The organism is Companilactobacillus futsaii JCM 17355, assembly GCF_001435505.1.
GTDB lineage: Bacteria > Bacillota > Bacilli > Lactobacillales > Lactobacillaceae > Companilactobacillus > Companilactobacillus futsaii.
This window is the reverse complement of record NZ_AZDO01000130.1, coordinates 80,327-106,024: the sequence shown is the minus strand read 5'-3', so window position 1 is coordinate 106,024 and position 25,698 is coordinate 80,327. Positions and strand designations below refer to the sequence as shown.

The 25,698-nt window shown below is 35.1% G+C and carries 29 protein-coding genes, 2 tRNA genes and 1 other annotated feature; of the genes, 26 read left to right on the top strand and 5 right to left on the bottom strand.

Annotation, left to right across the window (positions count from 1 at the left end; genetic code table 11):
- Nucleotides 1–917: 917 nt before the first annotated feature.
- Nucleotides 918–1,049, top strand: a complete 132-nt coding sequence (locus tag FC88_RS13270; RefSeq protein WP_267490148.1) for a hypothetical protein — start codon at nucleotides 918–920, stop codon at nucleotides 1,047–1,049.
- Between the two features lie 251 nt (nucleotides 1,050–1,300).
- Here the strand turns inward: FC88_RS13270 and FC88_RS09880 are convergent.
- The 4 genes from FC88_RS09880 to FC88_RS09870 form a co-directional block, all read right to left on the bottom strand.
- Nucleotides 1,301–1,374 (bottom strand) — tRNA-Arg (locus tag FC88_RS09880).
- Between the two features lie 122 nt (nucleotides 1,375–1,496).
- Nucleotides 1,497–1,570 (bottom strand) — tRNA-Arg (locus FC88_RS09875).
- A gap of 145 nt (nucleotides 1,571–1,715) precedes the next feature.
- The gene (locus tag FC88_RS13265) at nucleotides 1,716–1,838 is read right to left on the bottom strand and encodes a hypothetical protein (RefSeq protein ID WP_255311483.1); all 123 of its coding nucleotides are present in this window, start codon (nucleotides 1,836–1,838) and stop codon (nucleotides 1,716–1,718) included.
- 197 nt (nucleotides 1,839–2,035) lie between these two features.
- Entirely contained in the window at nucleotides 2,036–2,221 is a 186-nt protein-coding gene (locus FC88_RS09870; protein WP_010019396.1) for a hypothetical protein, read from the bottom strand.
- Between the two features lie 187 nt (nucleotides 2,222–2,408).
- On the opposite strand from FC88_RS09870, the gene FC88_RS09865 reads away from it, so the two are divergent.
- The 15 genes from FC88_RS09865 (at nucleotide 2,409) to recN (ending at nucleotide 14,323) form a co-directional block, all read left to right on the top strand.
- Complete coding sequence (locus FC88_RS09865) at nucleotides 2,409–3,809, top strand: carboxylesterase family protein (RefSeq protein ID WP_057815153.1); 1,401 nt, start codon at nucleotides 2,409–2,411, stop codon at nucleotides 3,807–3,809.
- A gap of 146 nt (nucleotides 3,810–3,955) precedes the next feature.
- Nucleotides 3,956–4,201 carry a hypothetical protein gene (locus FC88_RS09860; protein WP_057815151.1) on the top strand — a complete coding sequence of 82 codons (246 nt, stop codon included), beginning with the start codon at nucleotides 3,956–3,958 and terminating at the stop codon, nucleotides 4,199–4,201.
- 192 nt (nucleotides 4,202–4,393) lie between these two features.
- A complete protein-coding gene (locus FC88_RS09855; protein WP_157060462.1) occupies nucleotides 4,394–5,854 on the top strand; it encodes a hypothetical protein in 1,461 nt (486 codons plus the stop codon).
- A 44-nt stretch (nucleotides 5,855–5,898) separates the two neighbouring features.
- Nucleotides 5,899–5,966: a sequence feature (ribosomal protein L21 leader region), on the top strand.
- A 9-nt stretch (nucleotides 5,967–5,975) separates the two neighbouring features.
- Complete coding sequence (rplU, locus tag FC88_RS09850) at nucleotides 5,976–6,287, top strand: 50S ribosomal protein L21 (RefSeq protein WP_010019400.1); 312 nt, start codon at nucleotides 5,976–5,978, stop codon at nucleotides 6,285–6,287.
- Nucleotides 6,288–6,289: 2 nt separating this feature from the next.
- Nucleotides 6,290–6,634 carry a ribosomal-processing cysteine protease Prp gene (locus FC88_RS09845; protein ID WP_057815147.1) on the top strand — a complete coding sequence of 115 codons (345 nt, stop codon included), beginning with the start codon at nucleotides 6,290–6,292 and terminating at the stop codon, nucleotides 6,632–6,634.
- Nucleotides 6,635–6,646: 12 nt separating this feature from the next.
- Nucleotides 6,647–6,919, top strand: coding sequence for a 50S ribosomal protein L27 (rpmA, locus tag FC88_RS09840; protein ID WP_057815145.1), 273 nt, complete (start codon nucleotides 6,647–6,649; stop codon nucleotides 6,917–6,919).
- Nucleotides 6,920–7,057: 138 nt separating this feature from the next.
- Complete coding sequence (efp, locus tag FC88_RS09835; protein WP_057815143.1) at nucleotides 7,058–7,618, top strand: elongation factor P; 561 nt, start codon at nucleotides 7,058–7,060, stop codon at nucleotides 7,616–7,618.
- Between the two features lie 27 nt (nucleotides 7,619–7,645).
- Nucleotides 7,646–8,065: an Asp23/Gls24 family envelope stress response protein gene (locus FC88_RS09830; RefSeq protein ID WP_010019407.1), complete on the top strand. Its 420-nt coding sequence runs from the start codon at nucleotides 7,646–7,648 to the stop codon at nucleotides 8,063–8,065.
- A 5-nt stretch (nucleotides 8,066–8,070) separates the two neighbouring features.
- Entirely contained in the window at nucleotides 8,071–8,475 is a 405-nt protein-coding gene (gene nusB, locus FC88_RS09825; RefSeq protein WP_057815142.1) for a transcription antitermination factor NusB, read from the top strand.
- 37 nt (nucleotides 8,476–8,512) lie between these two features.
- Complete coding sequence (locus FC88_RS09820) at nucleotides 8,513–9,361, top strand: bifunctional 5,10-methylenetetrahydrofolate dehydrogenase/5,10-methenyltetrahydrofolate cyclohydrolase (protein ID WP_083484629.1); 849 nt, start codon at nucleotides 8,513–8,515, stop codon at nucleotides 9,359–9,361.
- A complete protein-coding gene (xseA, locus tag FC88_RS09815) occupies nucleotides 9,354–10,703 on the top strand; it encodes an exodeoxyribonuclease VII large subunit (protein WP_057815138.1) in 1,350 nt (449 codons plus the stop codon). The genes FC88_RS09820 and xseA overlap by 8 nt, the downstream gene beginning before the upstream one ends.
- Nucleotides 10,696–10,932, top strand: coding sequence for an exodeoxyribonuclease VII small subunit (locus FC88_RS09810; protein ID WP_057815136.1), 237 nt, complete (start codon nucleotides 10,696–10,698; stop codon nucleotides 10,930–10,932). Before xseA ends, FC88_RS09810 begins: the two co-directional genes overlap by 8 nt.
- A gap of 2 nt (nucleotides 10,933–10,934) precedes the next feature.
- A complete protein-coding gene (locus FC88_RS09805) occupies nucleotides 10,935–11,783 on the top strand; it encodes a polyprenyl synthetase family protein (protein ID WP_057815134.1) in 849 nt (282 codons plus the stop codon).
- The gene (locus FC88_RS09800; RefSeq protein WP_187323366.1) at nucleotides 11,784–12,617 is read left to right on the top strand and encodes a TlyA family RNA methyltransferase; all 834 of its coding nucleotides are present in this window, start codon (nucleotides 11,784–11,786) and stop codon (nucleotides 12,615–12,617) included.
- 8 nt (nucleotides 12,618–12,625) lie between these two features.
- The gene (recN, locus tag FC88_RS09795) at nucleotides 12,626–14,323 is read left to right on the top strand and encodes a DNA repair protein RecN (RefSeq protein WP_057815131.1); all 1,698 of its coding nucleotides are present in this window, start codon (nucleotides 12,626–12,628) and stop codon (nucleotides 14,321–14,323) included.
- Here recN and FC88_RS09790 read toward each other — a convergent pair.
- Nucleotides 14,315–14,635, bottom strand: a complete 321-nt coding sequence (locus tag FC88_RS09790) for a hypothetical protein (RefSeq protein ID WP_057815129.1) — start codon at nucleotides 14,633–14,635, stop codon at nucleotides 14,315–14,317. The two genes, recN and FC88_RS09790, sit on opposite strands and share 9 nt — an antisense overlap.
- Nucleotides 14,636–14,813: 178 nt before the next feature.
- On the opposite strand from FC88_RS09790, the gene gmk reads away from it, so the two are divergent.
- The 10 genes from gmk to FC88_RS09740 all read left to right on the top strand — a co-directional run bounded on the left by gmk (nucleotide 14,814) and on the right by FC88_RS09740 (nucleotide 25,404).
- Complete coding sequence (gene gmk, locus FC88_RS09785) at nucleotides 14,814–15,425, top strand: guanylate kinase (protein WP_082607430.1); 612 nt, start codon at nucleotides 14,814–14,816, stop codon at nucleotides 15,423–15,425.
- 6 nt (nucleotides 15,426–15,431) lie between these two features.
- Nucleotides 15,432–15,689 (top strand): DNA-directed RNA polymerase subunit omega, encoded by a 258-nt coding sequence (rpoZ, locus tag FC88_RS09780; RefSeq protein ID WP_057815128.1) that lies wholly within the window; start codon nucleotides 15,432–15,434, stop codon nucleotides 15,687–15,689.
- A 69-nt stretch (nucleotides 15,690–15,758) separates the two neighbouring features.
- A complete protein-coding gene (priA, locus tag FC88_RS09775; RefSeq protein WP_057815126.1) occupies nucleotides 15,759–18,167 on the top strand; it encodes a primosomal protein N' in 2,409 nt (802 codons plus the stop codon).
- A 13-nt stretch (nucleotides 18,168–18,180) separates the two neighbouring features.
- Nucleotides 18,181–19,131 carry a methionyl-tRNA formyltransferase gene (gene fmt, locus FC88_RS09770; protein ID WP_057815124.1) on the top strand — a complete coding sequence of 317 codons (951 nt, stop codon included), beginning with the start codon at nucleotides 18,181–18,183 and terminating at the stop codon, nucleotides 19,129–19,131.
- Nucleotides 19,121–20,443, top strand: a complete 1,323-nt coding sequence (gene rsmB, locus FC88_RS09765; RefSeq protein WP_057815122.1) for a 16S rRNA (cytosine(967)-C(5))-methyltransferase RsmB — start codon at nucleotides 19,121–19,123, stop codon at nucleotides 20,441–20,443. The genes fmt and rsmB overlap by 11 nt, the downstream gene beginning before the upstream one ends.
- Before the next feature lie 19 nt (nucleotides 20,444–20,462).
- Complete coding sequence (locus tag FC88_RS09760) at nucleotides 20,463–21,209, top strand: Stp1/IreP family PP2C-type Ser/Thr phosphatase (protein ID WP_057815120.1); 747 nt, start codon at nucleotides 20,463–20,465, stop codon at nucleotides 21,207–21,209.
- Nucleotides 21,210–23,162 (top strand): Stk1 family PASTA domain-containing Ser/Thr kinase, encoded by a 1,953-nt coding sequence (pknB, locus tag FC88_RS09755; RefSeq protein WP_057815118.1) that lies wholly within the window; start codon nucleotides 21,210–21,212, stop codon nucleotides 23,160–23,162.
- A gap of 3 nt (nucleotides 23,163–23,165) precedes the next feature.
- Nucleotides 23,166–24,059: a ribosome small subunit-dependent GTPase A gene (rsgA, locus tag FC88_RS09750; RefSeq protein ID WP_057815116.1), complete on the top strand. Its 894-nt coding sequence runs from the start codon at nucleotides 23,166–23,168 to the stop codon at nucleotides 24,057–24,059.
- A 14-nt stretch (nucleotides 24,060–24,073) separates the two neighbouring features.
- Nucleotides 24,074–24,748 (top strand): ribulose-phosphate 3-epimerase, encoded by a 675-nt coding sequence (gene rpe / locus FC88_RS09745; protein WP_057815114.1) that lies wholly within the window; start codon nucleotides 24,074–24,076, stop codon nucleotides 24,746–24,748.
- On the top strand, nucleotides 24,745–25,404 hold the full coding sequence (locus FC88_RS09740) for a thiamine diphosphokinase (RefSeq protein ID WP_057815112.1): 660 nt from the start codon (nucleotides 24,745–24,747) through the stop codon (nucleotides 25,402–25,404). Before rpe ends, FC88_RS09740 begins: the two co-directional genes overlap by 4 nt.
- Nucleotides 25,405–25,698: the final 294 nt, after the last annotated feature.

The window sequence follows — 25,698 nt, the reverse complement described above, 5'->3', positions numbered from 1 at the left end:
ATTTCCATCTGAAATTATTCCATTTCATATGTCAACCACAAAGGGAGTATAGCAGACCAATGTGGGCACGACTTGGAGCCTTTGCTAAGCCCAAAACCGGGCAAAGTCTTCAAGCTCGACCTTTCACTAGGCAATAAATTGCCAAGAGAAATTTCACATTTGAGCCAATTTGCTTTGCTATTCCGGACTAGATGGAATTTTCTATTTTATAGAATCAAACAAATAAGCATCAATTCAGATAAATAGTTAATGCAAACGACTATATCTGAATTGATGCTATTTTTGACTCTGAATTATTTGAAATAAACCATAAATGACGTTATCTAGTCGGTAGTGGCAGCTTTGTGGATGCTCAGTACTGAAATTTCACTTAGCAATTTATTGCTTAGTGAAAGGTCAATCTTGGAGATGATTCCCGGTTTTGGAATTAGCTTCAAGTTGCGCCCAGTACGTTCCAGCGTCCACAAAGCGGAACGGACGACGACATCCAGCACTAACCTAACTTAAGAAAGAACCCTATATTAGTCGGGCTTTTTTTGTTTTTATGAAACAATTCAGGGATAATTTTCTAAAAAAAGGCTAAATCACGAACAATGATTATGAAATATTGAAATTATCCAATAAAGGATAGACCCTTTTTTTATTGTTAGGAAAAAGATATTTCTATGCCAGACGAAATGATTAATATTACGTTTTTATGACAAATACTTAGTAAGCTAGTTAAAAGAAAAGATTAATTAGGATTAACTAAATTATTGATTAAGATTTGCTATTAAGAAACTTAGCCTAAACATTTTGAGAAACAGAAAAAAATTCGACCGAACTATTCTCTGAATTAAAAATAAAATAGTTTGTTTCTATTGATTTTTTTCTAAAAGCGAGTATTATAAGTAATCAAATGATAGGAGGTAAGCAATATGAGATATAAAGTAACACTTGATACGAAGCATCAATTGTTTACCGTATTTGATAAGAAAAACACTCGGGTTTCTGCATGCGGTAAATCAATTGAAGAAGCTATGAATAAATTGTTGAGAATGAGCGCATAAGATTTTACAAATATTAGATTTAGAATACAAATAGTTTACACTTGCTCTAAATTATAGATATGTGCATGAAGAGATGTTATATTAAACTAGCAACGGAAGTTGCAGTTCTATCCTCAACGATAACTAAAAGAGACCTTTTCCATATAATAAGTGGAAAGGGTCTTATTTTTGTGACTTTTAAAAGGGTAAAAAAATAACCCATGTCGTCAGATTAGACGATCATGAGTTATTTTGGACTTAAGATAGAAAAATGTCACAGGTGAGATTCGAACTCACGACCTACGGTTTAGAAGACCGTTGCTCTATCCAACTGAGCCACTGTGACATCACTCGTACTATTATAGAGAAAAGAATTTGATTATGCAATAATAAATTTGAAATTTTTTAATTAAAAAATATCTGTAGGCAACAAAAAAATCGCCAGATTACTCTAGCGATTTAGATGTATGTCACAGGTGAGATTCGAACTCACGACCTACGGTTTAGAAGACCGTTGCTCTATCCAACTGAGCCACTGTGACAGCACATTTATTATTATAGATAAAGCACTTGCTTTATGTCAATCTAATTTTTGATATAAATTAAAAAGATTCTTAATTTGGACAAAATAAAAGGTCCACTTAATATCTAAGTGAACCATCCCTATAAATAATTTACTGGTTGACATTACTTTCCATAGATAAAAGGCTTGTTTTCAGCCTCTAATTCACATAATACCTCACGGTCTTGTGTGGAAATCTCAGTTCTTTCGGCTTTAAATAATGATTTGATCCATACTGTCAATTTCATGATTGTCATCTCCGAAAAATAATGCAGCTTTTAATGTCATCAGCATCTGGACAAAACACAGCAGATAAGGCTTCCTTCTCCCTTATCTAACAAAATTATAACAGAATTATTACAAATGACATAAAAATAAGTCTTATTTCAGTAAAAATAATCATATTTTCAAAATGTAATGGTTTACATTTTTTAAATATGACTATTTAGGGTTCAACTAATTCTTTGCGACGATTTTCGATGATATTTTGCAATTCTTCGAGGTCTTCAAGAGTTGATTTTTTTCTAATAAAGCTACGTGCTGATGAGCGCATGGCGATATAATTTGCGCGTTCACGATGATTTCTGTGCCATTTTTCGTTAGCACGTTTTTGTGCGTCTGTTAATACCATTTATATCTCTCCCTTAAAAACATATCTTTGAAATTATATACAAGGTTATTTAAGTAAACAAGGGAAATTATGAATTTTTTCACACAACTTTCTTGTAAAAATGGTTACATGAAATTCTTGTACAATATTGATATTAGTTTAAAATATTAATTAAATTGATATTTTGTTCATTGGGGGTCTATTTTTTATGAAGAAGATTATGAAAACTACCACAGGGACATATCACGGAATTGTAGATCATGAACATCTTGATTTCTTAGGAGTTCCGTTTGGATATGGACGTCGGTTTAAACGTGCTGAAGAATTTTCTATGTCAAAATTTGGACCAAATGAAATCAATAAAATTCATTATGCAGTGCATCATGGCGTGCAACCGATGCAAAAAGATGCATTAAACCAAAATAGTAAGATCAACTTTGGCGAGAATTGTTTAAATCTTGATATTTGTACCCCTGGTGTAGACGGAAAGTACCCAATTGTCATCGAATTTTATGGTGGTGGCTTTTTGCGGGGAGGAAATTATACTAAAAAGATGTCTTGGTTAGATCATCAATCGGTAGTTCACGTAGTACCAAATTATCGTTTAGGACTATTCGGTTGGGGCAAAGTTGAAGGCGGAGATAGTAATGTCGGTATGTCGGATCAATTGATGGCAATTCAATGGGTCTTGGATAATGCAACAAGTTTTGGTGGCGACGTCAATAATGTCACCTTAGTAGGTATTTCAGCTGGAGCTAAATCTATTTCTGCCTTGATGGCTTCTAATGCGACCGTTTTGGACCGAATTCAAAAAGTGATTTTGTTTTCTGGTGGTGTTCAGACGATTCGTGATATAAAGACAGCCCAAAAGGTAACCGAGGCAATCTGTCGCGAGAGTGATATTAAATCCACTAGGGATCTTTTTAATTTGACGGATGATGGCTTACAACTTGTTCAGGAACATTTGCTTGATCAACATGTGGCTACTAATTGGTTTGGCCCGATGATTGATGACGATTTGATTTCAGTAAATTGGCAAGAAAAAATACTTGAGAGAGTGGAAAGAACACATTTTAAAACGATTATTTCAGCTGGAAGTAATGAATTAGAAGATTATAAATCGATGAATATAAATCACTTAGAAAATGAGGTTTTTCCTGATTTATTTGGTAAAAATACTAAACCTTTAAGAGCTGCCTTATTAGGTGAACAATATTCTAAAAATGACTTTGTACAAATGCTTGGAGATGCTATGTATGCTCTACCAGCAAGAAGATTAGCAGAATTATTGACGCAAAAAAGTGATGCGGAAGTCTATTGCAACTATGTCAAAGCGGCGCAAGGAAGACATGGTGGAATTCTTATGTATTTAAATACACCAGTTGAAGCATTAAATATCGATTATCGTAAGAATCAGCAACATTTTTTGGACTTATTGTTTGAATTTATTAGTGAAGGCAAGCCTTACGAAGAAGACATTAAATACGAATGGCCATTGTTTGATGATGATCGTTTGGTTCTTGAATTGGATTCGGATGACTTAAAAAGTGTTTCAGTTATTAGTCGCAGGATTCCAACGGAATTGCCATGGCAATCGTATCTTTTATAAAAAAATAAATGTTGTTAGATAAGCATTTATAGTTGAAAGTAAAAAAATAATCTTGCAAACGATAATTTTTAATTTTACAATAGAGTCGTTGTGCTTAAACATTAGGCACTTTTTGTGGTACCTATAATTTTAGAGGTGGACGAATTTTGAAAAGAAAGTTTGCATTTTTTGTAACGATTGCTTTCATTCTAATAGATGTTTTAGCTGCATTTTTAACTCAACAAGCAATTATTAGTAATTTGATGGGTATTCTGATCGGAATTGGTCTAATCGTTGCCCTCATTTTAATAACAAAGATCTTAACGAAGATGGATTTAAAACGGGGAAAGCTAGTTTTTGTAGCGATTTTCTTTTTCATTGTTTTAGGACGTTTGTTTATGACGGTTGCTTAGAAAAATAGAAAATGATTGGGGATTGTGTTTAAGCACAGTCCTTTTTTAGTATAATAATGTCATTATTTGATAAAGGGGTTCTCCGTGATGACCAATCGTTCATGGAAAAAAGTTATCTTAGGATTAATTTTTTTGATTCTAAGTGTTTTTTATACAATACTATTTTTTAAAAAAGCTAATTTTGGGGAAACGATGGTTTTTAATGTTGCACATTTAAAAAGTCTTTCCAACGTATTCGTCTCACCAATAAATTTTGATTTTTGGAATCATACGGGCAGTCAGATCAACTTTTTTAGTCCTTGGTTGACCGTCTTGACGGGGTGGTTATTCGTTCAATTTAATGTAACTTATGGGTTCAGTGTTTATTTGACGATAATCACTTTTTTAACTTTAATCAGTGCCTATTTTTTTATGAATAAATTCCACAAAGATACTTTTGAGGCTATTTTATTTGCCATTGCCTATACATTTTCTTTAAATCGGTTTGTATTAGTTTTTTTCAATCAAAGGTTAGAAAATTATTTAGCTTTGATATTTTTGCCGATGGTCTATTTTGGCCTGTATCAATTCCTTACTAATCAGTCTTGGAAATATTTAGTTTGGGGTGAGGTATTGCTGGTTTGGACTTCGCCGTATCTTGCTATAGCAGTCGCAATGACTGCAATCGTGGCATTTATTTTGATTCCATTTTACAAAGTGAGTCATTCTTGGAACTACTTAAAAAATTTTTCGTTTAACATCTTTAAAGTAATCGGGATGGGTATTTTAACAACTATTGGGTTTATAGGTCCATTAGTCTTGAAACAATTGAATTTGAACTGGCAACAAGATCCGATAAAAAATTTTGGCTATTTAAATTGGTTTATAAATTTACATTTACCACAAACTCAGTGGTATTTGCTGATAGCGGTGGGTGGACTGTTGTTGCTACTGATCTTAATGATCTTTTTACAAAGTTCATTTGCCTATAAAGTTATTATTTTAGAAATTATTCCTATCACTTGTTTATTGATTTTCCAACCAACTATTTTGAAGTTAGATATTAGTCGCTTGATTTTTGCTTTCCAAAGTATTTTTGATTTGTTCATTATTATGATTTTGTGTCGAATAATCTTACTAGTCTTTCAAGAAAGTCCAGCTACTTTAAGGTTAATGATCTTACTAATTTCGATTGTTGGATTGGGATATATTAATTACAGCCAAGTAAGCTCTGACAATCCTAAACAAACTTTACAAATGGCTGATTCTGTAAATTATAATAAGTTTGTTATGAATTATCATGATGTAGCAAAAAACTCTAATAATGTTTTTAAGGTTGATGGCAAAGAAGAAAGAGTTTCTTACCACACGAAAGGGTCTAACTATTGGATTCAATACATTAATCCACAAACGACGGCCCTTGAAGTACCAATACAGTATTTAGCTAATTATCAAGTTCAGGTCAATAATGAACCGGTGTCTGTGAAGAAAACCAAGCAAAATACCATTCAATTCAAAACAAATCCAGGTAAAAATATGATTGAGATTCATTCTCGTTATGATTGGCCAAGTTTAAGTTTACTAACAATTAATTTATTTGGATTTATGCTGTTGATTTATTTTAGCTTGCAAAACATTCCATTGAAAAATAAAAAAAATCCTGAGAATAGTTGAAAAAGCAAGTAAAATTTGCTATATTTTATAAGTTGCAATCACTATTGCATCTACAACCGCTCAAAATTAGGTTTAAGCTCAGTGCACCTAGTTGGCGAGTCTTAGAAGGGAGTGTACGTTTATGTACGCAATTATTAAAACTGGTGGTAAGCAATATAAAGTTGAAGAAAACTCTTCAATTTATGTTGAAAAGCTTGATGTCAAAGAAGGAGACGCAGTTACATTTGATGATGTAATCTTAGTTTCTGATGGCAAGACTGTTAAAGTTGGTAGCCCTGTAGTTGAAGGCGCAAGTGTTTCTGGTAAGGTTGAAAAGCAAGGTAAGGAAAAGAAAGTTGTTACTTACAAGTACAAACCTAAGAAGCATTCACATACAAAGACAGGTCACCGTCAACCATATACAAAGGTACTTATCGATAGTATCAAGGCTTAATCATGATTAAAGCTAGTTTTCACCAGGATGCAGATAAACAGATCGATTCTTTTTTGATTAAAGGACATGCTGATTCTGGACCCTACGGTCAAGATTTAGTCTGTGCTGCTGTTTCAGCAGTTACGATCGGTACAATCAATAATCTGGAAAAACTTACTGGGGCTAAGCCTCAAGTGGTCATGGATGAAGTAAATGGCGGCCATCTAGGTTGTCAATTTGACGAAGCAATATCACATGATACTGCCTTGTTGTTGGATAACTTGTTTTGGACTCTTAAAGATGTCGAAGGAAGTTATGCCAAAAACATTGAAGTTTCAGTACAAAAAAATAAAATAGATCTTGATTAGGAGGTAAACTTCATGCTTAAGATGAATTTACAATTTTTCTCTCACCACAAGGGTGGTGGATCAACAAGTAACGGCCGTGACTCTGCTGGTCGTAGACTAGGTGCTAAGCGTGCTGATGGCCAAGCTATCACAGCTGGCTCAATTATTTACAGACAACGTGGTACAAAGATTCACCCAGGTGCTAATGTTGGTCGCGGTGGCGATGACACATTGTTCGCACTTACAGATGGCGTTGTTAAGTACGAAAGACTTGGCAAAGACAGAAGAAAAGTTTCAGTATATTAATATATTGATGAAAAAAAGAGGACAATGTTCCTCTTTTTTTATATAATAAGTATGAGTTATTGCCATTAACACCGAAATATTGGTAAGATATTGTATGGTGCTTTATCGGTAAAAATTTACGAATCAAGGGAGAAATAAATGTCAATTTCAGTAAATGATTTTAAAAATGGTTTAACAATTGAAGTAAAAGACGGTATCTGGCGTGTTGTAGAATTTCAACATGTTAAGCCAGGTAAGGGTAGTGCTTTCGTTCGTTCAAAGTTAAAGAACTTAAGAACAGGTGCTGTTCAAGAAATGACTTTCAGATCAACTGCTAAGGTTGAAAAAGCCAATATCGAAAACAAGAAGATGCAATATCTTTACGCTGACGGTGATAACTACGTGTTCATGGATACAACAACTTATGAACAATTATCACTACCAGGCGATGAGATTAGAGACGAATTGAAGTATTTGAAAGAAAATATGGAAGTTAGTGTCATAATGTATGGTGGCGAAACACTTGGAGTTGAATTACCTAATACCGTTGATCTAAAAGTTGTTGAAACAGAAGCTTCAATCAAGGGTGATACTCAATCAGGTGGTTCAAAACCAGCTACAATGGAAACAGGTGTTGTTGTGCAAGTGCCATTCTTCGTTAACGAAGGCGATATGCTAACAATTAATACACAAGACGGTACTTACATTTCACGTGCCTAATTAATATTTGATTATGGAGATAAGTTTATGGCTGAACAAAAATATGTTTCTCTACAACAAGATAGTGGAAAAATAAACGGTAATGTTGAAATATCACATCAAGTTATTGAGATCCTTTTAGGAATTGCTACAAACCAAGTTGAAGGTGTTTACGAAATGCGTGGCACTATTTCTAGCCGAATTGATTCACTCTTTGGCAGAATCAACCATGGTAAGGGAGTTGATGTGTCATTTGCAGACAATCAAGTATCTGCAGATGTCTATGTTTATTTAGAATATGGCGTATCGATCCCTAAAGTATCCTTAGAGATCCAAAAATCAGCCATTGAACAACTTGAATTCATGACCGATTTAGACTTAAGTGAGATTAATGTGCATGTTGTCGGATTAATCGCTAAGAAAGAAACTGGCGATATCGAACGTGTAACAACAGATAAAAAGGAATAAAACTAGTGATAAGTAGACATAAGATCAGAGAACTCGCAGTTCAATCACTATTTTCCATTGAAACTACTAAAGACACTCCAGAGGAAGCAATCGCATCTACCATGCAACTATGTGATCTGACTACTGAAGCAGTGCCTGATTATTTGACATTCTTGGTTTCAGGAGCAAATGAACATCAAGAAGAACTCGATGAAAAAATTGCTAAATATTTAAAGAACAAATGGACAGTTCAGCGCTTGTCCAGAATTGATCGTGCAATTTTACATATTGGTTTATTTGAAATGGAAAACAGTTTGGAAGTGCCAAAGAAAGTAGCCATTGATGAAGCCATTCAAATGGCTGGAGACTTTGGTGATAAGGACTCAAAGTCCTTTATAAATGGAATTTTATCTAATTTTGTAGAAGGGTAAAGGCTGATAATTTATCAGCCTTTTTATGGTGATTAGTATGAAATTATTAGAGGGTAAAAAAGTAGCACAAGCTTTGGATGAAACAATGACTAAGCGAGTCGAAGAATTAAAGAAAAATGGTGTAACTCCTGGATTAGCTGTTATTTTAGTCGGTGACAATTCAGCCAGTGCAGTTTATGTTCGAAATAAAAAACGTCGTGCTGAAAAACTTGGAATTGACTTTCAATTGATTCATTTTGATGCCACTGTAACTGAAGATGAACTTTTGAAGAAAATCGATGAATTGAATCATGACGAAAATGTTGATGGCTTTATCGTTCAATTGCCAGTTCCTGACCATATTGATGAGGACAAAGTTATTGAAGCTATTGATCCAAGAAAAGACGTTGACGGATTTACTCCTATCAGCGTCGGGAACCTTTGGATCGGGACACCTTTAACAAAACCTGCAACTGCTTCAGGGATTCTAATGATGCTTGACCATTATAACGTTGACTTAGACGGTAAAAACGTCGTTATTGTTGGTCGTAGCAATATTGTTGGAAAACCAACAGCTGCTTTAATGTTGGATCGTAATGCCACTGTAACGATCACACATTCACATACTAAGAACCTAAAAGAAATAACAAGTAAGGCTGATGTGCTAGTTGTAGCCATTGGAAAGGCCAAATTTATCACTAAAGAATACGTCAAAGACCAAGCAATCGTCGTTGACGTCGGTATGGATCGTGATGAAAATGGCAAGCTTTGTGGGGATGTCGATTTTGATGACGTTAAACAAAAGGCTGCTATGATGACTCCGGTTCCTGGTGGTGTTGGTCCAATGACAATCACGGCCTTAGTAGACCAAGTGATTGAATTAGCCGAAGGCAGGGCAAATGGATAATGAGCAATATTTAACAGTTACCGCTTTAAGCCAATATTTAAAGAGAAAATTTGACGTGGACCCTTATTTGGGACACGTCTATTTGATGGGGGAGATTTCTAATTTTCGTTTACGCCCCCATGCTCATCAATATTTTTCTTTAAAAGATGATAAGGCCAAGATTTCGGCGATAATGTTTAAGAGCAATTTTGAAAAAATCAAATTTAAACCTGAAGAAGGGATGCAAGTTCTCGTTCAAGGTCGAATTTCTTTGTATGAGCCAGCTGGGTCATATCAAATATATGTTGAATCGATGGAACCGGCTGGATTAGGAGCTTTATACGTTGCTTTTGAGCAATTGAAGAAAAAGCTTTCTCAACAAGGTGTCTTTGATTTGCCTAAAAAGCCGATTCCTCAATTTCCTAAGCGAATTGCTGTCGTAACTAGTGAATCTGGTGCGGTTATTCATGATATTATGACGACCGTTGCCAGAAGATTTCCAATCGTACAATTAGTTTTGTATCCAGCTCAAGTTCAAGGTGATGAGGCTGCTAAAACGATTGTGAGTCAATTAAAGCGAATCAATGAAGACAGCAACTTTGACACAATCATTATTGGTCGTGGTGGAGGTTCAATTGAAGATCTCTGGCCATTTAACGAAGAAATCGTTGCTCAAGCGATTGTTGCAAGTAAGATTCCAGTAATTAGTTCTGTCGGGCATGAAACGGATACGACTATTGCCGATTTAGTGGCAGATTTACGAGCTGCAACACCGACTGCGGCAGCTGAATTAGCAACACCTGTTTTGAGCGATGTTTTGGAACACCTTCAAGACTTGCATACGAGACTTTACAGCGCTCAAAATAATTTAATCAATAACTATCAAGACCGTGTTCAAACATTGTCTCAAAACGTCTTTTTGCAGCATCCTGAACGAATCTATGAAGTATATTTACAAAAAGTTGATAGTTTAGAGGATAAATTACGTCAAAGTTTAAATAACTCGTTGAATAGTTCTAAATCTGAATTGATTCAATATGCTAATCGTTTAGTGAGAGTTTCACCGCGGGACCAAATTTATAGTTACAACAATCAAGTCAATCGCCAGTATCAAATTTTAATCAACAATATCAACAAAATCATTAATAAAAATCGTAATGTATTTAATAGTCAAGTTGCTACTTTGGATTCTTTGAGTCCCTTAAAGACCTTGAGCCGTGGATTTGCTATCCCAACTGATTCAAAGGGCAAATTGTTGACTAAAGCATCTGATTATCGAATCGATCAAACAGTGAATTTGAGAGTTAAAAATGGTAATGTTAAATTAATAACCAAAGAAATAAGCGAGGATAATAATGGCTGAAGAAAAGAAAACATTTGAAGAAAATTTGGCAGATCTAGAAGAAATCGTCAAAAACCTTGAAACTGGGAATGTTCCATTGGAAGAAGCCATGGAAAAATTCAAAAAAGGCGTTACTTTGAGTAAAGAACTTGAAAAGACGCTTAGTGAAGCTGAAGAAACAGTTACTAAGATCATGACTAAAGATGGTCAAGAAGTTAATGTGAAAAATGATCAAAGCAAGGACGAATAGTTATGGAGATTAAAAAATTTTCTGATTTTTGTGAACAAATTTTGCCGGATTTTAATCAATTTTTAAACGATCGATTAAATTCTGAAATCAAACAAGAAACTTTAAAACAAGCCATGCTTTATTCTGTTAATGCTGGTGGCAAACGTGTTCGTCCAATGTTGTTTTTGGCTGTCGCTTATTCATCTGGAGTTAAATTAAAGGATTTACCAAAATACTTTGATATCGCTGGTGCTATTGAATTAATACATACTTACTCTTTGATTCACGATGATTTGCCAGAAATGGATGATAGTGATTATCGGCGAGGCAAGTTGTCCAATCACAAGAAATTTGGTGTCGGTCCAGCTGTTTTGGCCGGAGATGCTTTGTTGACACAAGCTTTTTATTGGATTGCTAAATCCAGTTTGAATACTGATAAACGAATGGCAGCAGTTAGAATTTTGTCCCACAATGCCGGTCCAATGGGTATGGTTGCTGGTCAAATGACTGACATTACTATGGAAGATAAAGTTTTATCGAAAGTCGATTTGACGACTTTGCATAAAGAAAAAACAGCTGACTTATTGGTGGCTGCTATTACCATGGGAGCTTTTTGTGCTGATCATGAATTGTCTAAGAATCTAGTCTTATATGCTCAAGATATAGGCTTAGCTTTCCAATTAAAAGACGATTTAGATGACTTTGACGATGGTGAAGATGCAAATAAAAATACTTTTCCTAATTTAATTGGTAAAGAGGCAACTGAAAAAAAACTTACTGAACTTATTAAAGAAGCCTTCAATGCTGTTTTAAAGGAAGACAAATTTGACAAAAACTTGTTAGTAAGTTTTTTGGATTATTTTAAAGAATAGGTGACAATATTGGCAAAAAAGAGAATTGATGTTTTATTAGTTGAACAAAATTTATTTGAATCTCGTGAACAAGCTAAGCGTTCAATCATGGCTGGTGAAGTTTATAATCAGGATAATTTACGCTTTGATAAACCAGGTGAAAAAGTCGATCCAGAGACAGTTTTTCATTTAGCAAAGAATACTCATTCTAAATATGTCAGTCGTGGTGGCTACAAACTTGAAAAAGCTTTGAAGTCATTTGATATTGACTTGACTGATCGAATTTGTTTGGACATTGGTTCTTCAACTGGTGGTTTTACTGATGTAGCGTTACAAAATGGTGCTACTAAGGTCTATGCTTTGGATGTTGGTTATAACCAATTAGCTTGGAAACTACGTAAAGATGAACGTGTTGTCGTTATGGAACGAGTTAATTTCCGTTATAGTAAACCAGAAGATTTTCACGAGGGCTTGCCACAGTTTGCGATGACTGATGTTTCATTTATTTCTTTGGAATTAATTTTGCCACCAATGTTTAATATCATTTTGCCGGGTGCTGATGCTGTTTGCTTGATTAAGCCACAATTTGAAGCAGGTCCAGAAAATGTAGGAAAACACGGTATTGTCAGAGATCACAAGGTCCATCAGATGGTGTTAGAAAAAATCATTAATTTTGCTAAAAACACTGGTTTCATCGTTTCTGGATTGGATTTCTCACCAATCAAAGGTGGCGAAGGCAATATTGAATTTTTGATGCATATTCAAAAACCTAAAGAGGCACAAGATGGTAAGATCTTAGATACTGTTTCAGTAGAAAAAACCATGGAAGCAGCATACTCAAATCTAAATAAATAGGTGAAATTATGCTAAAAAAACTTATAATCAATAATTTTGCAATTATAAATAAATTACAAATTGATTTTCATCATGGTATGACTGCTTTAACTGGTGAAACTGGTGCTGGTAAGTCAATTATTATTGATGCTTTGGGATTGTTAGTTGGAAGCAGGTCTTCAATTGATTTTATTAGAACCGGTCAAGAACAATTGAAAGTGCAAGGACTATTTGAGGTGAAACCAAGTAGTCCTCTTTTTGCTATTTTGGACGAATATGGTATTAATCATGAAGATAACCAGTTAATCATCAAACGTGAGATAAATCGTAAAGGTCGAAATGTTTGTCGTATCAATAATGAGTTGGTAAAAACAAATGTTTTACGTCAGGTTGGTAAATTTTTGGTTGAAATTCACGGTCAAAATCAACAACAAGAGTTATTGGATGAAGACAACCATATTAATATTTTAGATAGATTTTCTGATGATGATTTTCAAAAAGATCTGTTGAAATACCAGCGAATTTTTGTTGAATATCAAGACAAACGTAGTCGTTTGCGAACAATTCAGAAAAATTCGCAAAATTTAGTTCAACGAATTGATATGTTGAAATTTCAAATTGAAGATATCGACAGTGCTAAAGTTGGAGCTAGTGAAGATGACAAATTAGAGGATGAGAAAAATCAATTATCTAACTTTGAAAAAATTAGTTCAGCTTTGCAAGAAAGTTACCGTGGCTTGTCAGAAAATAATGTTGGTGTTGTCGATGCACTTGGAAATGTTAGAGATCAATTAGAAGATATTATGGATTATGATGAATCTTATAAAGAACTATATGATTCTGTTAATGGTGCATATTACCAATTGCAAGACAATGCGGCAACAATTGCTGATCAATTAGAAAATTTGGATTTTGACGAAAATCGATTAGACAATATTCAAAAACGTTTGATCACTTTGGACAATTTGAAGAAAAAATATGGTCCGACCTTAGATGAAGTGATTGAATTCGGTAAAAATGCTCATCAAGAACTTTCAGAAATCGATATAGATGACGATACTGAAGCTAAGCTAGAAAAAGAGATTCAGCAATTACAAGCCAAGCTGCTCGATCTAGCAAAAGATTTGTCTAAGAAACGTCATCAAACAGCAACTTCTCTAGAAAAATCTATCAATCATCAACTAAAAGAGTTGTATATGCCAAATGCTAAGTTTGGTGTTTCATTTAGTTCATTAGATGATAATAACTTATCTGATAAAGGTATCGATCGGATTCAGTTTGATTTAAAAACTAATTTGGGAGAAGATTTTAAACCGCTAGTTAAAGTTGCCTCTGGTGGTGAGTTGTCTCGAGTCATTTTGGCATTTGAGGCAATTATCGCTGAAAAGATGAACGTTGAAACTATTGTCTTTGATGAAATTGATACTGGGGTTAGTGGCCGTGTAGCTCAAGCAATTGGCGATAAAATCTATAAAGTTTCACAATTTCTACAAGTCCTTTGTATTACTCATTTGCCTCAAGTGGCAGCTATGAGTGATATTCAATTTGAGATAAAAAAAGAGACCGTCAAAGATAAAACGGAAACTAAAGTTTCGTTACTTGACGATCTTCAAAGGATTGAAGCAATATCCTTGATGTTAGCTGGAACTAAGGTGACTGACTTAACTAGAGAACATGCTAAAGAATTGTTGGAATTAGCTCAAGGCGAACAAAAACGTTTAGATTAAATTGATTGACTTCAAATTACCTAAAGTAACAATGCTAAAGAGGTTTTTACTGACCTTGAAAACGTATTTATTTTGATTAACTTGTGAAATAAATTTGCCATGAAGTTGATTGTCGTTTAACATTGTAATAACGACAGAATAATTTTTTTGGAAACTTTGTTCTGCAAAAATTTGTAATTGCATTAATGGCATTTGTTTGAATTGAGTCTTTGGTTCATTTTTGAGATTGAAGTCGAAATTATTATTAATAAAGTTAGTGGTGTTGTTGATTAGATTTGCAGTGAAGCGATTGTGTAATTGTCTTGCTTGCATTTTTAAACCCCCGAACGTTTGTTTGTATCTCCATTATACGAACAAGGGTTCGAAAGAGCAACTTTATTTTTATATTTCTTAAGAAATTTTTATCTTGACGTGGTTCAAAGTCTTGAAAAACAAGTGAATTTATTGCATTATAGATATCAATATTAATATAGATAGTAGGGATAGTTTAATTATGTCAAGGGGAATGTTAATCGTTTTATCAGGTCCATCTGGAGTTGGTAAAGGAACTGTTAGAAAAGCCATGTTGAAGAATTCATCAATTAAATTTGATTATTCAGTTTCGATGACAACGCGTCAAATGCGTCCTGGAGAAGTCGATGGAGTCGATTATTATTTCCGAACAAATGAAGAATTTGAAAAGGAAATAGAAAATGGTGGGATGCTGGAATATGCCAAGTATGTTGACCATTACTATGGAACTCCTTTGAAGTATGTCAATCAAAAGCTTGATGCCGGAATTGATGTGTTGTTAGAAATTGAAGTCAATGGTGCTATGCAAGTTCGCGAAAAGATGCCTGATGGCGTATTTATTTTCTTGACACCGCCTGATTTGACTAGTTTACGAGATCGTATTACTCACCGTGGTACAGACGATGAGAAGACGATCGACAAACGTATGGAAAAGGCCAAAAAAGAGATTCAAATGATGACTAGCTATGACTATGCCGTCGTAAATGATAAAATACCTAATGCAGTCGAAAAAATTGAAGGTATAATTAAGAGTGAACACTTAAGAGTGCCACGCGTAATTGACCAATACAAAAAAATAATAGGAGATTGATAATTTATGATTATTTATCCATCAATTGATAAACTTTTAGATCGAGTTGACTCTCGTTATTCACTAGCAGTTCTAGCTGCCAAACGTGCTCACGAATTGGAAAATGGCGATGTTGAATTGTTGAGCCATTACGAATCACCAAGAACTGTTGGTCGTGCATTTGAAGAAATTGCTGATGATAAAATCGAAATCGATCCTAATTCAATTCTTCTTGAAAAAGAAGCCGAAAAGGTTGAAGAAGAGAAAAAAGAAGAAAACGAATAAAATTATTCCTTCACTGATTTGCGAATTAGTGGGGGCTTTTTTATTCTTAAGGAAGAATAGGTGGTTTTTATGTCAGTAGCGGAGATAATCGTTGATGTACCGACGATGCAAACAAATCGACCATTTGAATACGACATTCCTGACAGTTTATCTGAAGTAGTCGTTCCAGGGATACGAGTTGAAGTACCCTTCGGACGTGGCAAAAGAAGGATTCAAGGTTTTGTCATGAAAGTAAAAGACAACAGTGACTTTCAAGGAAGGTTGAAACCAATTACTCGTGTGATAGATTTAAAACCAGTCTTGTCAAAAGAAATGCTACAGTTGTCGTATTGGTTAGCTGATAAAACATATTCCTTTCAGATATCTTGTCTGCAAACGATGTTACCTAGTGTTATGCGGGCTAAATATCAGCAATTTGTGATTCCGATTGTAAAAGATGACCCGGAAGTTAAGGCATTATTATCCAATCAAGATAGTCTAGAAATTACCAGTGCCCTTAACGACCAAACAATTCGCTTCATCAATAAATTACGAAAGAATAATAAAGTTGATATTCAATACGTTGTAAAAAATAAAGCCGTTCAAGTAAAACGACAAGCTGTTACAACAGATCTGAATGTCATTCAGCTACATGAAGCTAAGAGCAAATTGCGAAAGAACGCTTCTTCTCAAATTAAATTATTAGCTTTTCTAGCTGATCATTTACAAGAGTTGCCAATAGAATACAATATTTTGGAAAAAGATTATGGCATCTCGAGGTCAGCTATTAAAACAGCTGAGAAAAACGGCTTGCTCAAAACGATTGAAGTTACAAAATTACGTAAGCCAGTTGGTATCACACCAGAACAAACGACAAAATTAGCTTTAACATCTGAACAACAAGTTGCTGTTGATGAAATTTCCCAGGCTATTACTAATGAAAGTCCTCAGACGTTTCTGATTGAAGGTGTCACTGGTAGTGGTAAGACAGAGGTTTATTTACAGACGATAGAAAAAGCGCTGCAACAAGACAAAACCGCTTTGATGCTAGTTCCAGAAATTTCGTTAACACCTCAAATGGTGAACCGTGTTGTTGGCCGTTTTGGTGATCAAGTAGCGGTATTACATTCAGGTTTATCCAATGGCGAACGTTACGACGAGTGGACGAGGATTGAAAATAATGAAGTCAAAGTTGTCGTAGGAGCAAGAAGCGCCGTCTTTGCACCTTTGAATAAAATTGGCCTGATAATTATTGATGAAGAGCATGAGGCTAGTTACAAACAAGATGATAATCCTCGTTATCATGCACGTGATGTAGCGTTATGGCGGGCAAAAGTCAATAAATGCCCGGTTGTTTTAGGTAGTGCTACACCATCTTTGGAATCAAGAGCTCGGGCTGAAAAGGGTGTTTATCATCTGATAAGAATGAAAAAAAGAATTAATAATCAGACTTTGCCACATGTGCAAATAGTTGATATGCGCGATTCGGAAAATTCTGCTGTTAAAGGTGATTTTTCGCCGACTTTACAAAAGAGCCTCCAAGAAACATTGGATAATCATGATCAATCGATTGTTTTATTAAATCGTCGAGGCTATTCGTCCTTTATGATGTGTCGCGAGTGTGGGTTTGTTTTAAAATGTCCTAATTGCGATGTTTCATTGACTTATCACAAAGATCTAAGAAGAATGAAGTGTCATTATTGTGGACATGAGGAGCCAGTTCCTAATATGTGTCCTAATTGTCACAGTAAAAAAATCGGCTTTTACGGTACCGGAACGCAAAATATTGAGCAGCAACTAAATGATTTATTCCCAGAAGCTCGTGTTTTACGGATGGATGTTGACACAACGAGAAGAAAAGGTGCTCACGCAAAGATTTTGCAACAATTTGGACAACACAAAGCTGATATCTTGTTAGGGACACAAATGATTGCCAAGGGACTAGATTTTCCTGATGTAACCTTAGTTGGAGTAATTAATGCTGATACTACTTTGAGTTTGTCAGATTATCGTGCCAGTGAGAGGACCTTTCAATTATTGACTCAAGTCAGTGGTCGAGCAGGTCGCGCCCAGAAGGCCGGTCACGTAGTGATTCAGACATTTAATCCTGATCATTATGCAATCAAAGATGCGGCTAAACAGGATTATGAAACTTTCTTCAAGCAAGAAATGTATCTGCGTCACCAATCCAATTACACGCCATATTATTTTACGACTTTGGTCAGTGTTGCAAATCAAGATGAAGGTCAGACTTTGAAACAGGCGTATTGGTTGAAAAAACAACTTCAAACAGCTTTATCTAAAGATGCGATTCTTTTGGGCCCAAGTCCGACGATGATTTCTCGAAAACAAAACAAATATTATTATCAAATTATTGTAAAATATAAACATGAGCCAAAATTGCATGAACGATTGCTCGAAATTTTAAATGAAACCCAAGCAGATGCTAAAAGAGGGTTTACGATTGCAATCGATAATGAACCACAACACATTGATTAGTGAGGATGATTGAATGACGAAAATTATATTTTTAGGAACACCAGATTTTTCTGCAACAGTTTTGAGGGGATTATTGAAGGAAGGGTATGACGTAATTGCAGCCGTTACACAACCAGATAAGCCAGTTGGTAGAAAGCAAAAACTTCAAAAGAGTCCAGTTAAACTAGTAGCTGAAAGTGAAAACATCAAGCTTTTCCAACCAGCTAAATTACCAGGTAGTTCTGAAGTTGAAGAATTAAAAGCAATGCATGCTGATTTGATCATTACAGCTGCTTACGGTCAATTTTTACCAACTAGTTTTTTGGACTCGGCTAAGGTCGCTGCGATTAATGTTCATGGTTCACTTTTGCCAAAATATCGTGGTGGAGCACCAATTCAATGGTCGCTATTAAACGGTGATAAGGAAACTGGAATTACCATCATGTACATGGTCAAAGGGATGGATGCTGGAGATATTATTAGTCAAGAAAAATTACCAATTGAAAAAGACGATGATAATGGTAGTTTATTTGAAAAAATGGCTATCGTTGGTCGTGAACTTTTGTTGGATACGATTCCTAAGATTTTAAGTGGCAATATCGACCCCATTAAACAAGATCTTGACAAGGTAGTATTTTCACCTAATATTTCTAAAGAACAAGAACATATTGATTTTACAAAACCTGCTGAAACAGTCTTCAACCAAATTCGTGCTTTGAGTCCTGATCCAGGTGCTTGGACAATGTTAAGCGGTCAAAGAACAAAATTATACAAAACTGAAGTTGTCGAATTAAATTCCAAACAAGCTGTCGGAACCGTAGCTGATTTAGGCAAAAAGAAATTGGTTATTATTGCCGGTGATGGTCAAGGTGTTTCTATTAAAAAGATTCAACCAGCTGGTAAAAAAATCATGGATATTGCTAACTATATGAATGGCTTAGGCAAAAATCTAGAAAAAGGACAACAAGTAATTGATGAAAAATAACCCTCGTGAACTAGCCGTAGAAGCATTAACTAGAGTTTTCAAAAATAAGGCGTACTCAAACATTGAAATCAATAATATTTTAAAAGATTCAGATATGTCTGATGCCGATAAGCGTTTGATGACTAATATCGTATATGGTGTTATTCAACATAAATACGTTTTAGAGTATCAACTAGAGCCTTATTTAAAAGATAAAAAACTAGACTTGTGGCTAGATTTATTGCTTCAAACAGCAATCTATCAATTGTCATATCTCGACAAGATTCCAGAACACGCAGTTTTAAATGAATCAACTGAGATTGCTAAACAAAAGGCTAACCGTGGTGCTGGTAATTTGGTCAATGCCGTTTTGAGAAACTTTCAACGTCACGGCGCTAGAAAAATGTCTGGCAAGGACACAGTTTATGATTTGAGTAAATTTTATAGTGTACCTCGTTGGCTCGTGCAATTATTCATCGATCAACAAGGATTGGCTAAAACTAAGGAAATTTTAAAGTCGATAAATCAGCCATCGCACGTATCTATTCGAGTTAATACGAATAAGACAACAGTAGCTGATTTACAAAAAACACTGCAAAATAAAGGCTTTGATGTAAAACCAAGCAAAATTTCTTCAGTTGGGTTAATCTGTGAGAGTGGAAACTTAGTTAATACTGATGAATTTAGAGAGGGCTTATATACAGTTCAAGATGAAAGCTCAATGCTGGTTGCTCCAGCACTTGATTTACAACCAGATAGTAGAGTCTTAGATGCTTGTGCTGCTCCTGGCGGTAAAACGACACACATTGCTAGTTACATTAAAAATGGCGAAGTAACGGCTTTAGATATTCATAAGCACAAGACTAAATTGATTCGTGATAATAGCCAAAGAATGGGCTATAGCGATATCATTAGTACTGGAGCAATCGATGCCAGAAAAGCTAAAGACGTTTTGAACACGACTTTTGATCGTATTTTAGTCGATGCTCCTTGTTCTGGTCTTGGATTGATCAGAAGAAAACCAGAATTAAGATATTTCCGCCAAGAAGAAGATTTATTGAACTTACAAAGAGTTCAATTACAAATTTTAGATAGTATGGTTGATTTACTAGAAGTCAATGGTAAGTTAGTTTTTAGTACTTGTACTTTTGATGATGAAGAAAATGAAACAGTCGTAAAGAAATTCTTAGCTGATCATAAAAACTTTGAACTTGAGCCTGTTAAGCATGAAGCTGTTATGGACAAATCAGTCAAAGACGGCATGTTAAAAGTCCTACCTAGTGATTACTTTACAGATGGTTTCTTTATAGCTACTTTCGTTAGAAAAAATTAAAGAGGTAAGGTCTAAACTGATGGAATATGCGTTACTAACTGATGTTGGAAAACTCAGAGAGAACAATCAAGATTATGTGAATGTTTTCAAGAATAAAAAGGGTATTGTCTTTGGAATCGTAGCCGATGGCATGGGTGGACACCGTGGTGGAGATGTTGCATCTGATATGGCAGTATCTCATTTAGGACATAATTTTGAAGAATCAGAAGTTGAAGAAATTAGTGAACTTCGTGAATGGATTATTCGAGAATTAAGTAAGGAAAACGATCGAATCGTTTCTGTATCGAATCAATTTGATGATTTAAATGGTATGGGAACGACGATGGTTGGCGTATTTTTTGTTGGATCCAAAATGATGGTCGTTAACGTTGGTGATTCAAGATGCTACATTTATGCAAACGATGAATTGAAACAATTGAGTGTTGATCATTCGTTGGTTCATGAATTATTAGAGACTGGTCAAATCAGTCCGGAAGAAGCTGAGAATCATCCACAAAAAAACATCATTACACAAACTCTTGGTGTATCACAAACAGTTCAACCACGAGTAAAAAATTTTGATTTGATCAATAATGCCATTATTTTGTTGTGTACTGATGGTTTGACTAATATGGTCCCAGAAAATGAAATCAAAGAAATTTTATCTAAAAAGATAAGTCTTGAGACTAAATGTCATCTTTTGATCGACAAAGCAAACGCCGCCGGTGGAAGAGATAATATAACCGCCTTACTCTTTTCTACGAAGGATAACGGAGGTAATCATTAGATGGAAAAAGGTTACCTAGTAGGCGGTCGTTATGAGATTCTAGGTACGCTTGGTGAAGGCGGTATGGCTAATGTTTATTTAGCTAATGACACTTTATTAAACCGTAAGGTTGCTGTTAAAGCATTGCGGTATGATCTTCAAGATGATGAATCCGTTAAAAGGAGATTTGGTCGTGAAGCCAAGGCAACTAGTGGTCTCTCCAATCCCAATATCGTCAATGTTTTAGATGTTGGTAATGATAACGGAGTTCAATATATTGTTATCGAGTACGTTGATGGCCCTAATTTAAAGAAATACATTCGTACGCACTTTCCAATTCCATATCATGAAGTAGTTGACATTATGAGACAGATTTGTATGGCTGTTTCTGACGCTCATGAACACGGAATTATTCATCGTGATCTAAAACCAGAAAACATTTTAGTCGATGAAAAAAAAGACCCAATACAAGTAAAAGTTTCCGATTTCGGAATTGCGTTGGCTTTAAGTGAACGCTCCATTACTCGGACTAATTCTTTATTGGGATCAGTTCACTACATGTCTCCAGAACAAATTAAAGGACGTCCAGCAACAGTGTTGTCAGATGTTTATGCTTTGGGGATCGTGTTGTTTGAATTATTGACAAAACACGTGCCATTTACTGGTGATACGGCTGTAACAGTGGCATTAAAGCATTCTAAAGAAGAAATGCCAGATTTGAAGAAAATAGATCCTGATATTCCTCAGCCGTTAGAAAATGTAGTTTTAAAGGCTACGGCCAAAGATCCTGATCAACGTTATCAGTCAGTCAAGGAAATGTGCAAGGATCTAAATACTTGTCTGATGCCAGAGCGTAGCGACGAACCAAAATTTATTCCGACACCAGTAAATGATTTGGAAGAAACTCGTGTCATGGAACCTATGGATGCTAAACGGGAAGAGAATGTCTCTGCACCGCAAAAGCCCAAAATGAGTCGTAAAAAGAAAATGATTTTGATGCTTTCGATAATTCCAATTGTTTTGATTTTGTTTGTCATAGCGATGGTTATTAAGAGCAATCAAGAGACGACAGTTCCCGACTTATTCAATCTAACTGTCAAACAAGCTAATGTCATGCTCAAAAGTTCTAATTTAACGGCCGGTGATATCTCAAAGGAAAATGATGATGACGTTGAAGCAGGTCACGTTATTAAATCAGTTCCGGCTAAGGGATTGAAACTAAAGAACGGTGCTAGTGTTAATTTGGTAGTTAGTTTGGGAGCTAAGTATTATAAAATGCCAAAATTAGTTGGCCAAGATTATGACGATGTTTCTGCTAATTTGAAAAAGCGTGGATTTAAAATCAAACTACGATATAAAGCAACTAACGAATATGCTGCTGGAATAATCATGAAGCAAAGTATTGAAAGTGGCAAAAAAGTTGTTACTAAAGATAAACCTTTGACAATAACGATTGCCAAAACAAAGACAGTTAAGCCAAAAACGGTTAAAGTCCGTGATTTAACTGGTTATAATTTAAAGAGTATTCAAGATTATGCTACAGAGGAACATTTGCGATTAGACACGTCATATGCTTATTCTAGTGAGATTGAAGAAGGTTTATTAGTCAGTCAATCACCAGAAGCAAATACGACGATCAATCAAGGTGCTACTTTGACAGTTGTAATTTCAAAGGGACCAGATCCTGAGAAGTCATCTGACAGTGACAATGAAAATTCAAACGATGATACTAATTCAAACGCTACGAAGACGGTTACAAAGGATATTACGATCCCTTATGATACTAGTGGCGATAATAGTATTACAATTTATATTTCAGATGCCACACACAGTATCAATTCGCCATATAAGACGATGACTATTAGTGAAGATACACCAGTAACATTAAGTTTTAATTTAAGAGATGGACAGACTGGATCCTATATAGTTGAGCGTGATAATAAGACTGTATTAGGTGGTTCAGTCAATAGGTGATGTATGGAAAAAACAGGAAGAATTATAAAATCAATCAGTGGATTTTATGATGTTTTAGACGATGAAAGCAAAGAATTGATACGGACTAGAGCACGTGGCAATTTTCGTAAACGTAAGATAAAACCATTGGTCGGAGATAAAGTCAGTTTTGATTCGACAGGGGATTTAGGTTACATTTTAGAAATTTTACCACGTGAAAATAGTTTGGTTCGTCCACCAATTGCTAACGTCGACCAAGCAATCGTGGTAACTTCAGCAGCACAGCCCAATTTTTCTAGCAATTTGTTAGATAAAATTTTGGTAAATATCGAGCATAATGAAATTGAGCCCGTAATTTATTTAACAAAAGCCGATTTATTATCAGATGAGCAATATGAGGAATTAAAGACGACTTTAGAAGGATATCGCAACCATGCAGGATATCAAGTCTTTTGTGATCGTGATAGCTATAATGATTTGCAAGTGTCGAAATTAAAGGCGACTTTTACTGATAAGGTGACGGTCTTCACCGGTCAATCTGGTGCTGGTAAATCTACTTTGTTAAATCATATCGATCACGATTTAGGTTTAGCCACGGCGGAGATTTCTCAAACCTTGAATCGTGGTAAGCACACGACGCGTCAAGTGTCGCTGTTTGATATCGAAGGTGGTTTAGTTGCTGATACACCGGGATTTTCTTCAATTGATTTACAAAATATTGCAGTTGAAGAATTACCAATGATTTTTCCTGAATTTTTGAAATACAGCCATATGTGTCAATTTCGCGGTTGTCGACATGTGAACGAACCTAACTGTGCTGTAAAAGAAAAACTTTCAGAAGGTCAGATAATGCAAAGTCGATATGACAATTATCTCTACTTTTTGAATGAAATTAATTCGTACAAAAAAAGATATTGAGGAGTTGATTTTTGATGACAGTAAAGATTGCACCATCAATTTTATCTGCAGATATTATGAACTTGGAACGAGATGTTAGAGCCGCTGACAGAGCCGGAGCAGATGTATTCCACATCGATATGATGGACGGAAACTTTGTTCCAAATATGTCTTTTAGTCCTAGTGTGGTTGAAGGGATGCGTCGAGTAACTGACAAGCCCTTGGACATTCACATGATGATGGAAAATCCTGATGCTTATATCAAGCCAGTGATCGATGCTGGAGCTGATACTGTCTTGATTCATGCTGAAAGTACTCAACATATTTATCGCTCAATCGATTTAGTAAAGAGTTACGGGGCTCGTGCTGGGGTAGTTGTAAATCCTGGGACTCCGCTAGAGACTGTGAAAGAACTTTTCCCAATTATTGATCAAATTCTCGTTATGACAGTTAATCCTGGCTTTGGCGGTCAGAAATTCATTTCTGGAATGACTAAAAAGATTCAACGTTTGGATCAATTACGTCAAACAGCCGCTGATGACAATTTTGAGATTGAGGTCGATGGTGGGATCAATGCTGATACTATCAGTCAATGTGCCAGAGCTGGAGCTGATATTTTTGTAGCTGGTTCATATTTGTTTAATGGTGAAAATGGTTTGAATAAGAGAATCGAAGATATTCGTTCTTTGGCTGTGGAAGCTAAGCAATGAAACGAGTAAATATTTTATTAGGTGGTCCAACTAGCGAATATCCAGATGAATTAAGTAAGAGTATTAAAGGTATTCCTGGTCCTTGGGTCGGGGCAGATCGAGGCAGTTTACATTTGATGGCTAATGGAATAATTCCTGAAATTGCTATTGGTGATTTTGATTCAATCAATAAAAAAGAACAGAAATTATTACGTGATAATGTACCTGTTTTTGAAAAATTCCCTCTAGAAAAGGATGACACGGATTCTGAGCTCTGTTTATTAGCAGCTAGAGAAAAGTACAATGCTCAAGAATATTACGTTTATGGGGCTACTGGTGGGCGAATTGACCATTTTTTAGTTAATTTGTTCTTTCCATATGATCCTAGATTTTTAGATTTCTATGACAAGTTATATTACAAATCTGCCACGAATACGATTAGATTTTTCAAACCTGGTCGTTATACGATTTTTCATGAGAATTCAATGAAATATGTCGCCTTTGTCAATTTGGGACCAGTGACACATTTAAATCTATTCGATGCAAAATACAAATTGAATGATTATAGCGTGGAACATCCTGTTAGCTGGGCTAGTAATGAATTCGTCAAAGATACGATCGATTTTAGTTTTGAAAGTGGAATTGTAGCCGTTATTCAGAGTAAAGATAAAAAATAAATTTAAGACATTTTCTGATGGAAGATGTCTTTTTTTATGCCCATTAAATCAAGGATTTGAGGTTGTTTTTAAAGTAAAGATTAAATGCCAAAGGGAAATTATTTTCAAAATAACGTTGACAAAGAAAAACTACTAGAGTAAATTAATTACCAATCAAACGATTAAAAATTAATTAATCTTATTAGACGTTGAAGAGAAGAGTAGATCAATTATTAGTTTGAAGAGTGACCATCAGATAGTGAAAAGGTGGAGCGAACGTTGATTGAAGATGAGCTTGGAGTCTTACCTAGGTGT